Origin of the sequence: Flagellimonas aurea, assembly GCF_017313785.1 — a bacterium.
GTDB lineage: Bacteria > Bacteroidota > Bacteroidia > Flavobacteriales > Flavobacteriaceae > Flagellimonas > Flagellimonas aurea.
The window spans coordinates 579,068-591,402 of the sequence record NZ_JAFLNL010000001.1 but is presented as its reverse complement, the minus strand read 5'-3'; the positions used below and the strand labels follow the sequence as shown (position 1 = coordinate 591,402).

The following is a 12,335-nucleotide window of genomic DNA, read 5'->3' as shown; positions in this document are numbered from 1 at the left end:
AATACTACTTCTTGTATTTAAGAACCGGGGACCTGCCTTTTTTGAATATTTTATTGCTGGCTCCTTTGCCCTTACGCAAACGTTTTTGTTCCTCATAAGGCAATGCATGTATTTCCATGCAGTCTACTGAACAGCAATTGTTCATTTTTTCGGCACATTCTTCACATTGTATAAATAGCAAGTGACAAGCTTCGTTGGCGCAGTTTACATGGGTGTCGCAAGGTTTACCACATTGGTGACAGTGTGCTATCACGTCTTCCGAAATACGCTCTCCCCTCCTATGGTCAAAAACAAAGTTTTTGCCCAGAAATTTATTCTCCAGCTGTTTTTCGCGTACCTGTCGGGTATACTCGATAATCCCGCCTTCCAGCTGGTAGACATTCTTAAAGCCTTTATGTTTGTAGTAAGCACTTGCCTTCTCGCAACGGATGCCACCGGTACAGTACATTACCAGTTTTTTATCTTCTTTGTGCTCGGCCAGATCCTGTTCTATAATATCGAGAGAATCCCTAAAGGTGTCCACATCGGGCGTGATGGCATTTTTAAAATGTCCAATCTCACTTTCGTAATGGTTTCGCATATCGACCAAAACGGTGTTCTCATCTTCAATAAGTTCGTTGAACTGTTCCGCGCCCACGTGTATGCCCTTGTTGGTGACATCAAAAGTGTCGTCGTTCAATCCATCTGCCACAATCTTGTCCCTGACCTTTACTTTCAGTTTCAAAAAAGATTTGTTGTCCTGCTCTATTGCAATGTTCAATCGTACATTTTCCAAAAAGGAAATACTGTCCAAATGTTCCTTGAATACATTAAAGTTTTCTGCTGGTACCGATAGTTGGGCATTTATCCCTTCGTGTGCCACATAAATCCGCCCCAGAACTTCCATGTCGTCCCAGGCCAAAAAAAGATGGTTCCTTAAAATTTGTGGATTGCCGATTCGTGCATATTGATAGAAAGAGATGGTAAGCCGTTCCTTCCCGGCTTCTTCGATAAGGGCTTCCCTTTCCTTTGCACTTAATGTGTTGTACAGTTGCATGCTATACTTGATTAAGTTAAAGAATGGTTCTAAAATTTGTGCAAAGATAAAAATTAAAGGGAGAGTAAAATTAAAAGGGCCGCGAAGGCCCCCTTAATCCATTACCGTTTTTCATAGCTGAATTTTCTTCCTCATAGCAATTGCGAGCCCTAAACGGCTCTATGGAGATGAGTTAGTGCCCTTAAGATGTATTGTTATTAAAAAGGTTGCGTGCCCTTTTTTTCATGTGGAAAGAAATGGTATTTTAGCCTTCCTAACAATTTTTACCATGAGCAAAGAGAAAGAAGCAAAATTAAAGGCACTAAAACTTACGTTGGACAAGTTGGACAAGACCTACGGCAAAGGTGCTGTCATGAAAATGGGCGATAGCGTTGTTGAAGATGTCGAAGTGATTCCTTCTGGCTCTTTGGGATTGGATATTGCACTTGGTGTAGGCGGATATCCGAGAGGAAGGGTAATCGAGATTTACGGTCCGGAATCTTCAGGTAAAACCACATTGACGCTGCATGCCATTGCCGAAGCTCAAAAAGCGGGAGGTATCGCAGCATTTATAGATGCAGAACATGCGTTTGACCGTTTTTATGCCAAAAAATTAGGGGTTGATATCGACAACCTGATCATCTCCCAGCCCGATCATGGGGAACAGGCTTTGGAAATCACAGAAAACCTGATACGTTCCGGAGCCATCGATATCGTAATCGTGGATTCCGTGGCCGCATTGACCCCAAAAAGTGAAATCGAGGGAGAAATGGGGGATTCAAAAATGGGTCTGCACGCCAGATTGATGTCCCAAGCTTTGAGAAAACTGACCTCAACCATCAGCAAAACAAAATGTACCGTAATATTTATTAACCAATTACGTGAAAAAATTGGCGTAATGTTCGGGAACCCGGAAACCACAACGGGTGGTAACGCTCTTAAATTCTATGCTTCCGTCAGACTGGACATTAGACGCTCTACCCAAATAAAAAGTACCGATGGCGATGTCCAAGGGAACAAGACCAGGGTGAAGGTGGTAAAAAACAAAGTGGCCCCTCCTTTTAAAACCGCGGAGTTCGATATTATGTACGGTGAAGGAATCTCCAAGATCGGAGAAATACTCGACTTGGGAGTTGCCTACGAAATCGTAAAGAAAAGTGGTTCTTGGTTCAGCTACGGCGACACCAAATTGGGGCAGGGAAGAGATGCTGTTAAGGCTCTCCTTGTGGACAACCCCGAACTATCCGAAGAATTGGAGAGCAAAATAAAAGAAGCCATCGCCGCTGTAAGCGAATAGCCCTTTTATCGATTTTTTGGGGAGTTTAACTTTTGGTTGTGAAAATCCTACGCAACCCCTACGCATACTGCACATCTAGGGAATAAAAGGATTTTTATTATGAAAAAAATGTTAATGCCCTTTATGTTGATCGTGGCATGCTCATGGTTCATCTCCTGTGAGGTGGATGATGATTCCCCCAATTTTTACTTTACTGCCCTTACCACAGTGGAGGCCGAAGTTCCAGAATCGTTCGAGTTTGGTAAAACGTACGATATTGAAGTAACCTACCTAAGACCTAATGGTTGTACATTTTTTGAAGGTTTCGATGTATCGCAAACTGCCGAAACGGGTCGTGATGTCGTAGTGGTCGGTTCCGTGCTCACCGATGAGGACAGAGCCTGTACCGAAGCCGTTGAAGAAGTAACGGCCACCTTAAAATTTAATGTAATTTACACCAAGGACTACACCTTCCGTTTTTATGCCGGGGATGATGAAGAAGGAAATGCTAAATTTTTAGAATACACGGTTCCGATTGCGGAAGAAAGTGAACCGACAAATTAAATAGCAACAATCCAAAATTGACCAACATTTGGATCTTGAAGAATTGATACATAACTGTCAAAAGGGCAACCGACAGGCACAGGCTGAACTATACCGGAGATACTCCGGTATTCTTTTCGGTATGTGCCTGAAGTACTCCCGTAACAAAACGGAGGCGGAAGACAATCTGCACGACAGTTTTATGACCATATTCGACAAAGTTGACCAATATGGTTTTAAAGGGTCTTTTGAGGGTTGGATCAAAAGAATTACGGTAAACACCGTGCTCCAAAAGTACAGAAAAGACCAGCACCTTAACGTGGTTTCTGAAAACACTGAAGGAGAGGTGGAGGTAGAGACGGAGGATATGGATATAAGCCTATCTACATTACTGGGGTACATTCAAGAGTTGCCACACAAGTATAGGCTAACATTCAACCTATATGTGCTCGATGGCTACAGCCATAAAGAAATCAGTGAGATGTTGGGGACGTCCACTGGAACATCAAAATCGAACTTGGCAAGGGCAAAGGCCATTTTGAGGGAAAAAATAGAAAAAGCCAAAATAAACATTGCTTAAATAGAAGACAATGGGGAAAAAGAATTTAGAGGAATTGTTCAAAGAAAGCTTTCAGGACTTTCAGGAAGTTCCGGACGAAAAGGTCTGGGCTTCCATCGAAGCTTCTTTGGACAAGAAAAAGCAAAAGAAGCGGGCCGTTCCTATTTGGTGGGGCCTAGGGGGTGCGGCGGCGGCCTTGGTCATCGCATTGCTTGCCATTAATCCGTTCGGACAGGAACAAGAACAGGAGCAAATTATAACGGATACGGAAAATAGTACCGTTCCCGAAAGTAGAACAAATCCAGAAGAGGAGATAAATCGAGATTTCATCCCTCCCACTACCCATCCAAATGGGCAAAATAGTTTGGCGGACACCTCTGAAGAAGACTCCCCGATTCAAAAAAGTAATCAAGCTGCGGATAACGGTTTTGGCAAAACCAAAGCTTCAAATATTGAAAATACTATTTCCACATCAAACGGAAATGCTTCAAATGCAATAGCTCAGGTCACTAATAGCCGTTCAAAAGAAGCTGAAAGAATTTCTACAGATGACGAAGGTGCAAAAAACAACAGTGCCATTGCTATGAACGATGACCGGAAGGAATCTTCTGAAAAACAATCGACCCTGTCATCCGAAAAGAACGATGAACAGGTTGCCGAAAATATAACAGAAAAGGATGAATCTGAAAAGCAGTCCATCTATGATGCCATTGCCGAACAGGAAGGATTGGAGGAAGCAGTCGCCAAAAACAATTCTGGAAAATGGTCCGTTGGTCCATCGTTGGCGCCCGTGTATTTTAATGGTGCAGGTGATGGGTCTCCCGTAGGCGCTGATTTTACCGCTAATTCCAAAACAGGAAACCTCAACTTGAGTTATGGCGTCAACGTTGCCTATGAGGTTGGCAAAAAAGTAAAGATACGCTCCGGGGTGCACCGGGTAAACTTTGGTTACAACACCAACGATGTGGTCTTTTCCTCTACCCTACAGGCAGCAGCGAGCAATAGGATCGCGAACATAGATTACGACCAAAATTCCGAGACCATACTGGTCCAGAGCAAGGAAAGTGCAAAGAACAATTCCCCTGTGTTGGGTGCCAAAGAAGTCGCTTTTAATGAAGTACCTAGCTTGGAGGGGAAAATGGTCCAACAATTGGGCTACATCGAAGTTCCGTTGGAAGTAAACTATGCCCTGCTCGACAAAAAATTCGGGGTTGACCTTATAGGGGGCGTAAGTTCATTGTTCCTTGTGAACAACTCGGTTTTGTTGGAATCCAATGAACTGGTCACCGAAATGGGAGAGGCCAACAACATCAATTCATTAAACTTTAGTGCAAACTTTGGTATGGGGCTCAATTATCACTTTACTCCAAAATTCAGGTTTAATGTGGAACCCGTTTTCAAGTACCAGCTAAATACGTTTTCGAATGTTTCCGGTAATTTTCAGCCCTACTCCATTGGCGTGTACAGTGGATTTACCTTTAAGTTTTAGCACAGAAGAAGTTGGTTAGGAAGATTGCTCCTTTAAGCAATTAATTAAGCGTCCATTTTCAGGGCGCTTTTTTTATGCAAAAAAACATTCACATATTTTTCTTGCTTTTCAATTTATATACCAACCAACTTGTTGACAGTGTGAACCCTGAACAGTTTGAAGACATTCTCATATACTTTTCCAAATCCCCTGATGGGAAAAGAAAATGAAGGAGATATCCTATGGGACCTGGCTAAAAGGAGTAAAATAAACTTCACATAAAATTTCATGTAGCCATCTTAAGTTAGGGAGAGTAAGTGTTATGTTGCCAATCCATCTTTCTCCTATTTTATGGATCGTGCTTTCATTTTTAATATTGTATCCTTTTGCTGTATTGAGCAACTTGATTTAATCATGCCACCCTATATCTGGAATCCCAAAATAAAATGGTTACTAGAAAAATAGGCAGGTTTGACGAAAACAACGAGAGCAGCCTAGTTAATCATTCATATTACTACTCATTTTTAAAGTTGAAAGTGAACAACTTGCTCGATGATGGGCATTTATTAATACAAGCAAAGCTGGATTACCTTTAAGGAAGATGTTCAGAATTGGTGCTTCACCATTAGCAACACCTCTCCCAATCCATTTATTGCCCAACAGCATTTTGAAGACCAGTTACCTTACTATTTCTTTACCGGGCTTTGTTTTTTCATGTGTTTTACAACATTGTCCTTTTACTTCTTCATCAAAAAATCGGAGTTTCTTTGGTATTCCATTTATATTGTGGTGACCTTCGTGTACGTATGTGGCCTTAAGTTTGGGATTTATGAGTTTGTTTTCAACGACAACTATATATCCTATTGGGTCTCGCAGAGTTTCTTGTTCGTGGACAATATTGTGTATCTTTTCTTCTTTGCAAGCTTCCTTCAATCTAAAAGAGAATATCCATTTGTTCATTTTCTGGTCCAAGTGCTCGCAGTTCTCAATATCATAATCCTGATCTGCATTGGTGTTCTGTTTGTTCTTGAGGACACCATAGGCTTTATCTTTATCACCCAAAATGCCTACGCCATACTTAATTTTACTGCACTTTTGGGTCTAGCGTACCTAATGTATGTTGGCAAGGACCCTTTAGCCTATGTTATGGCCCTGGCCACATCTGCCTACTTTGCCGCCCCTTTGGTAAGGACATTTTTTCGACCCAGGAAGACGGACTTCTGTTGGATGGGCTCTATTATATAATTATAGGCCGTTGCATATTCGCATTTGGTCTCTTCTATAAAATCCATCTGGAGTTCCGTAAAAACCTTATGCTTCAACAAAGGGCTCTTTTTGAAAAAACAAGAGCGCTACGGGCCCAAATAAACCCCCATTTTATTTTTAATTCCCTAAGTGCGATACAACATTTGGTATCCGTTAAAAAAATTGAAAGTGCCTTAAAGTATCTGAACAAATTCAGTCGGCTTACCCGAAATGTTCTGGAAAGCTCCATGGAGATCAACATTCTTTTAGCGGATGAAATTAAAATGCTGGAAGATTACCTATCCCTGGAACTGTTGCGATTCGACAATAGTTTTTCGTACAACATTACGATAGATGAAGCTATTGATCCCGAAGAAATAGAAATACCTTCAATGATTTTACAACCATTCGTTGAAAACGCCCTGATACATGGCCTATTGCCAAAAAATCCGGGCCAAAACAATTGGATATCATTTTTAATACTGACAGCAACTATTTAATTTGTATTGTGGACGATACAGGAGTACGCCGATTAGCAGCAAATGAGGGGCTCCACATCTATCAAAATGAAAAAAAATCAAGAGGTCTCGAGGTCACCAAACTTAGGTTGCAATCATTGGGCGAAAGCAAAGACGCTATTACCATTGTGGACAAATATGACGAGAACAACCACCCAATGGGAACAAAAGTAATCGTTCGAATACCTTTAAAGATTCTTTAATTCTTCTCTAAATCCTCCAGGATAACCTGTCTAACCTCTTCCCGCATAGTCGAGGTATCGGAAGCTGCTAGAATTCCTGTCTCGAAAAAAGGATGGACAATGGCTCGAATCCGTCCTGGCCCTCCACTAAAAAAAGTAAAGGAAAAGCGCTTTTTATTATCCAAAAACGTCATGGGAACTACAGGAATTTTGTGGGCAATGGCCATTTTAAACGCGCCATCCTTAAACTTGTCCAGTACAATATGTTCCTCTGGGACACCTCCTTCAGGAAAAATACAAATGCTCAAACCTTGGTTGAGCCGCTTCTGGGCCCGCCTGTATACCCCTGTCCGGCTTTTAACACTGTCCCTGTCCACCAGTATACAGACCCTCTTGTAAAAAAATCCAAAAATAGGAATGCCCCCAAGCTCCTTTTTTCCAACGAACACAAACGGGTTACGGCTAACGAGCAGCATCAACATAATATCCAGCATACTGGTATGGTTAGCCACCAACATATAACTTTTTCCCTTCTCCATGCGCTGTTGCCGCACAATTTTTGGAAAACAACCCATTCCATATAAAATGGGCCTGGCCCACAAATTTCGGGCAAGCCAAAAAAATTGGTGATACGTCTTTTCAGAAATGGTCAAAAGAAGCAAAACCGGAAAAAAAAGGATAATAGGAACGGTAACCAAAATATAGAACCAGACCCTATACAACACATGCCCCAAATTTTTGATTGCTCCAAGCATCTTCCAAATGTAAAGTATTTCCAAATTTTAGCTTTAGTAGCATCCCATCTTTTAGACTAACAGCCACTTTTTTTATACGTTAGGGATGCTTACTTTTACGGGCAAAAAACTAGGCATGGCGCGAATACTTACGGGCATACAAAGTACAGGAACACCCCATTTGGGGAATATTTTGGGTGCAATTGCACCGGCCATTGAAATGGCACAGGACCCAAAGAATGATTCCTTCCTCTTTATCGCAGATATGCACTCGCTTACCCAGATTAAAGATGGGGAACTACTACGCAACAATACCTACGCCATAGCTTCAGCTTGGCTCGCATTCGGCCTAGATATTGAAAAAACTGTTTTCTACAGACAGAGCGATGTTCCACAAACTGCCGAATTGGCCTGGTACCTCAGCTGCTTTTTTCCATATCAACGGTTGACGTTGGCCCACTCCTTTAAGGACAAGGCCGACAGGCTGGAAGATGTAAACGCGGGGTTATTTACCTATCCCATGTTGATGGCCGCCGATATTTTACTTTATGATGCCGATATCGTTCCCGTAGGGAAGGATCAGTTGCAACATTTGGAAATGACACGCGATGTGGCCTCCCGGTTCCACGCCCAAATGGGCGAAACCTTTGTAATTCCCGAAGCCAAAGTTCACGAACAAACCATGTACGTACCCGGGACCGATGGAGAAAAAATGAGCAAAAGCCGTGGGAACCTCATCAATTTGTTCCAGCCGGACAAAAAGTTGCGCAAACAGATTATGGGCATTGTTACGGACAGTACTCCCATGGAAGACCCCAAGGACCCAAGCAAGGATAATGTTTTTGCCCTATACAAACTATTGGCTCCCCAAGTGAAGGTAGAGGAAATGAGCGCCAACTATTTGGCGGGGAACTACGGCTACGGACACGCCAAGCAGGCCTTGTACGAGCTCATCGTGGAAAAGTTTGAAGAGCCCCGCGAAAAGTTCGAGTACTACATGAACCACAAAAACGAAGTGGACGAAGCCTTGGCCTTTGGAGCAGAAAAAGCCCGCAAAGTCGCCGATAAGGTATTGGCAAGGGTTCGTGAAAAATTGGGATACTAGCCTTTCATCGTCAATTTGATATAATCGCCTTTTGTTTTCTAGAAGCCTGAATGTAGTAAACTCGCTGAGTTGGACCAAACCCTGGCAAAATCTCGATTTTTAGTGGCAACTTCCCGTTGAAATACGCCGAAAAACAGAGTGACTGTTCTGTTGTCGCTTGCATCGATGAGCTGTATTTTTTAAATACTTTAATTCGTTTATGTTGCTGTTTTTCCAGATGAACGGCAGATGCTAATGCCAATTTTAAGCTGAAGAGGTGCTTCATTTTAAAAATCCTAACATTTATCAATACAACTCCTGTATCTTTTACCTGAATCCCTCTCCCTATATCAACTACCCGCCTCGAACATTTTACCGGGCAATGGTCGGATCACCCCCTTCATTTCCATGTTCAATAAAGTTGAAGAAACTTTAAAAATGGGTAGATTACACTCCACAGCAACGGTGTCCAGCAGTTGTTTTCCGTTTACTTGCAAATAAGAGTAGATTGACTGTTCTGTTTCGTCCAACTCGATGAACAGCTGTTTTTGCACCGCTTTTTCCTGTTTTTCTTCCTCAATTTCCCATCCCAAGGTGTAGACCAGCTCGGCGGCAGAGGTCAATAAGTGTGCTTTTTGATATTTGATGAGGTCGTTGCAGCCCTTGCTCCATTTATCGGTCGCTCTGCCCGGCACGGCAAATACTTCGCGATGGTAGCCGTGGGCCATACAGGCAATGGTCTGTAATCCATGGTCCATTGCTGCTTTTTGAATGGCAATATCCACCCCGTAGGCCAACCCACTTACAATTACTGGGTTCAGCGGCGCCAATTCTTCAATAAATTGATTACAAAATGATGTTCCGTAGTTGGTCACGTTCCTCGTACCTACCACACTGATGACCTTTTGATTGTCCAAGTTGATATTTCCCCGTTGGAAAAGCAAAATCGGGCCATCCACGCAATGCTTCAAACGGGCAGGGTAATTATCATCCATAAAATATGTGATATCGATGTCTTCTTTGGACAGAAATTCAAACTCTTTTTGGGCTTCTTCCAAATGGACAGGATCAAAAAGACCCTTTAAGGTCATCCTTCCTATGCCATCGATTTTTAAAAGGTGATAGAGCTTGTCCTCAAAAATGGCCGATGGACTTCCACAATGGGCAATTAATTTTTTAGCGGTAACATCTCCGAAATCCGGAATTTTTTGCAGCCGTAAGACCGCAATAATTTCAGGTTCAGTCATTTGATTTGGGCGTCAAAGTTGTCCACAAAATACAGATTTTCAAATGTTAATAAAAAGTTATCCGGCCTATTTTGTACTGTCTCATTTTTTACAATATTTGTGCCTATGCGGATAGATTCATACATAGAAAAATTGTTGTTCGATTACAATTGTGTTGTAGTACCTGGTTTTGGGGCTTTCTTGGCCCACGGTAAATCCGCAGAAATTGATTTGGCAACCAATACATTGGTGCCTCCAAGCAAGACCATCTCCTTTAACGCCCAACTTTCCAAAAATGATGGTTTGTTGGTATCCCATATTTCCAAAGAAAAGAACTTGAGGTATGAAGATATGCTTCAGGAAGTGGAAAACATTGCCAAAGATTGGAACTCCAAATTGGCACAGGGCGAAAGCATTGAACTTTTTGGGATTGGTAAGTTGTGGCACAACAGCGAGCAGCGTATCCAGTTCCAACCTGAGGAAAAAATCAACTTTTTGACATCTTCCTTTGGTCTATCCACTTTTGCTGCGACTCCTATCCAGAGAGAAGTGATCAAAGAAGAGGTGGAAGAAATGGAAGAACGCATTCCTTTTATCATCACTCCGGAGAAAAGGGAACAGACATCTTTCAGGCCTTGGTTAAAATATGCTGCCGTGTTTTTGTTGGCGGTTTCTTTGGGCGTAACTTCCTATAGCACTTATGGCGACTTTCAACAGAAAGAAGTGGCCGCTCAGCAAGATGCCCAACAGGAGGTTTCCCGTTTGATCCAAGAGGCCACGTTTTTTGAAAGTGCTCCTTTGGAGCTCCCGGCCATCAACATTAATGTGACAAAAAAGCGATTGGGCAAGCACCATGTAATTGCCGGTGCTTTTCGTGAGGAGCAAAATGCCGACAAAAAAGTAGCGCAACTCAAGAATAAAGGGTACAATGCCTTTTACTTGGGCGTGAACAAGTATGGACTTCACCAAGTGGCCTACGATAGTTTTGACGAACCAAAAGAGGCACTCGCCTTTTTAAGAAAGGTAAAAGCCGAAGATTCAAGGGATGCTTGGTTGCTTTCCGAGAAATAATCCCGCTTTCGTTTAAAACCATTCCACACTTCAATATCTTTGCGCAAAATTTAAAGGTATGCGCGCTAAAAAACCCAGTGAATCCCGCACGGTAATGACCGATTTGGTGTTGCCCAGTGAAACCAACCCCCTCAACAATCTTTTTGGCGGGGAACTCTTGGCCCGTATGGACCGAGCTGCCAGTATTGCGGCCCGTAGGCACAGCCGACGAATCACTGTGACTGCTTCGGTGAACCACGTAGCTTTTAACAGAGCGGTGCCCTTGGGCAGTGTTGTAACCGTTGAAGCGGCCGTTTCTCGCGCATTCAATACTTCCATGGAGATTTTTATCGATGTTTGGATCGAGGATCGCTTTACGGGAGAGCGTACCAAGGCCAATGAGGCGATTTATACCTTTGTTGCGGTGGATGATACCGGGAAACCAACCGAAGTACCCGCATTAGACCCAGAAACCGACTTGGAAAAGGAACGTTTTGCTGCCGCCCTGAGGAGAAAACAGTTGAGTTTGGTGCTTGCCGGTAAAATGAAACCTGCGGATGCTACGGAGCTCAAAGCGCTTTTTACTTCTTAATACTTAAAAAGCAAAATTATCCGGATCTGGGCCAAACCGTTTGCCTTTTTCCAATCCATCGAGCAGTTCTACGTCCTCTTTTGATAATTCAAAATCGAAAAGGTCGGAGTTGGCGACAATACGTTCTTTTTTGGATGATTTTGGAATCGTGACCACACCTTTTTGCAGATCCCATCGTAACACGACCTGGGCAATGGTCTTTTCATATTTTGATGCCAGTTCTTTCATAACGTCCAGATCAAAGATATTTCCCTGCATCAACGGGGACCACGCTTCGTATTGAATTCCTTTGGAATTGCAGAAATCAATCAAGTCCTGTTGCACCAAATAGGGGTGGAATTCCATTTGGTTCACCATGGGCACAATCTCTGCAGAGCTCAATAAATCTTCCAAATGATGCTGTAAAAAATTGCTCACGCCAATGGCCCGGACTCTTTTTTCTTTGTACAACTTTTCCAATGCCTTCCATGTTTCCTTGGAAATTTCGCCTTTGGGCCAATGCACGAGGTACAAATCCAGATAATCGGTACCCAAACGTTCCAAACTGGCGTCAAAAGCCTTTAAAGTAGCATCATACCCCTGATCGGTGTTCCAGACCTTGCTCGTTAAAAAAACATCCTTTCGGTCCACGTTGCTTTCACGGATACCCGTGCCAACGCCCTCCTCGTTTTCATAAATGGACGCAGTATCTATATGGCGATAACCATGGTTCAATGCAGCTTTTACGGCATTGATCACTTCGCTTCCGTCCTCGGATTGATATACACCCAATCCAAAATAGGGCATCTGGACCCCATTGTGCAATTCAAAAGAGCCTTGTAAATCTGTTATTTCTTTCATAGT

Annotated in this window: 14 protein-coding genes and 1 pseudogene; 10 read left to right on the top strand and 5 right to left on the bottom strand. The window is 42.8% G+C overall.

Annotated elements, in window-relative coordinates; genetic code table 11:
- Positions 1-4 precede the first annotated feature (4 nt).
- The gene (gene trhO, locus J0656_RS02600) at positions 5-1,036 is read right to left on the bottom strand and encodes an oxygen-dependent tRNA uridine(34) hydroxylase TrhO (RefSeq protein WP_207031290.1); all 1,032 of its coding nucleotides are present in this window, start codon (positions 1,034-1,036) and stop codon (positions 5-7) included.
- 268 nt (positions 1,037-1,304) lie between these two features.
- Between trhO and recA the strand changes: the two genes are divergently transcribed.
- The 5 genes and pseudogenes from recA to J0656_RS20410 all read left to right on the top strand — a co-directional run.
- The gene (gene recA, locus J0656_RS02595; protein ID WP_207031289.1) at positions 1,305-2,312 is read left to right on the top strand and encodes a recombinase RecA; all 1,008 of its coding nucleotides are present in this window, start codon (positions 1,305-1,307) and stop codon (positions 2,310-2,312) included.
- A 99-nt stretch (positions 2,313-2,411) separates the two neighbouring features.
- Entirely contained in the window at positions 2,412-2,855 is a 444-nt protein-coding gene (locus J0656_RS02590) for a hypothetical protein (RefSeq protein WP_207031286.1), read from the top strand.
- Between the two features lie 28 nt (positions 2,856-2,883).
- On the top strand, positions 2,884-3,414 hold the full coding sequence (locus tag J0656_RS02585; protein ID WP_207031284.1) for an RNA polymerase sigma factor: 531 nt from the start codon (positions 2,884-2,886) through the stop codon (positions 3,412-3,414).
- Between the two features lie 10 nt (positions 3,415-3,424).
- Positions 3,425-4,882 (top strand): outer membrane beta-barrel protein, encoded by a 1,458-nt coding sequence (locus J0656_RS02580; protein ID WP_207031282.1) that lies wholly within the window; start codon positions 3,425-3,427, stop codon positions 4,880-4,882.
- A gap of 693 nt (positions 4,883-5,575) precedes the next feature.
- A pseudogene (locus tag J0656_RS20410) lies at positions 5,576-5,989 on the top strand (7TM diverse intracellular signaling domain-containing protein); the annotation flags it as partial.
- Positions 5,990-6,027: 38 nt separating this feature from the next.
- Here the strand turns inward: J0656_RS20410 and J0656_RS20075 are convergent.
- Positions 6,028-6,183, bottom strand: a complete 156-nt coding sequence (locus J0656_RS20075; protein ID WP_237688819.1) for a hypothetical protein — start codon at positions 6,181-6,183, stop codon at positions 6,028-6,030.
- On the opposite strand from J0656_RS20075, the gene J0656_RS02570 reads away from it, so the two are divergent.
- Together J0656_RS02570 and J0656_RS02565 are read left to right on the top strand one after the other, a co-directional pair.
- Positions 6,175-6,606, top strand: a complete 432-nt coding sequence (locus J0656_RS02570; RefSeq protein WP_207031278.1) for a sensor histidine kinase — start codon at positions 6,175-6,177, stop codon at positions 6,604-6,606. The two genes, J0656_RS20075 and J0656_RS02570, sit on opposite strands and share 9 nt — an antisense overlap.
- 8 nt (positions 6,607-6,614) lie before the next feature.
- On the top strand, positions 6,615-6,827 hold the full coding sequence (locus J0656_RS02565; protein WP_207031276.1) for a hypothetical protein: 213 nt from the start codon (positions 6,615-6,617) through the stop codon (positions 6,825-6,827).
- Here J0656_RS02565 and J0656_RS02560 read toward each other — a convergent pair.
- Entirely contained in the window at positions 6,824-7,561 is a 738-nt protein-coding gene (locus tag J0656_RS02560; RefSeq protein ID WP_207031274.1) for a lysophospholipid acyltransferase family protein, read from the bottom strand. The genes J0656_RS02565 and J0656_RS02560 overlap by 4 nt on opposite strands.
- A 115-nt stretch (positions 7,562-7,676) precedes the next feature.
- Here J0656_RS02560 and trpS point away from each other — a divergent pair, with 115 nt between their 5' ends.
- Positions 7,677-8,645: a tryptophan--tRNA ligase gene (trpS, locus tag J0656_RS02555; RefSeq protein WP_207031272.1), complete on the top strand. Its 969-nt coding sequence runs from the start codon at positions 7,677-7,679 to the stop codon at positions 8,643-8,645.
- A 329-nt stretch (positions 8,646-8,974) separates the two neighbouring features.
- Here the strand turns inward: trpS and J0656_RS02550 are convergent, their stop codons facing one another.
- Complete coding sequence (locus J0656_RS02550; protein WP_207031270.1) at positions 8,975-9,871, bottom strand: DNA-processing protein DprA; 897 nt, start codon at positions 9,869-9,871, stop codon at positions 8,975-8,977.
- A gap of 105 nt (positions 9,872-9,976) precedes the next feature.
- On the opposite strand from J0656_RS02550, the gene J0656_RS02545 reads away from it, so the two are divergent.
- The gene (locus tag J0656_RS02545; protein ID WP_207031268.1) at positions 9,977-10,921 is read left to right on the top strand and encodes an HU domain-containing protein; all 945 of its coding nucleotides are present in this window, start codon (positions 9,977-9,979) and stop codon (positions 10,919-10,921) included.
- A gap of 58 nt (positions 10,922-10,979) precedes the next feature.
- On the top strand, positions 10,980-11,492 hold the full coding sequence (locus J0656_RS02540) for an acyl-CoA thioesterase (protein WP_207031266.1): 513 nt from the start codon (positions 10,980-10,982) through the stop codon (positions 11,490-11,492).
- A gap of 3 nt (positions 11,493-11,495) precedes the next feature.
- Here J0656_RS02540 and J0656_RS02535 read toward each other — a convergent pair whose 3' ends face one another.
- Positions 11,496-12,332, bottom strand: coding sequence for an aldo/keto reductase (locus J0656_RS02535; protein WP_207031264.1), 837 nt, complete (start codon positions 12,330-12,332; stop codon positions 11,496-11,498).
- Between the last annotated feature and the right edge of the window lie 3 nt (positions 12,333-12,335).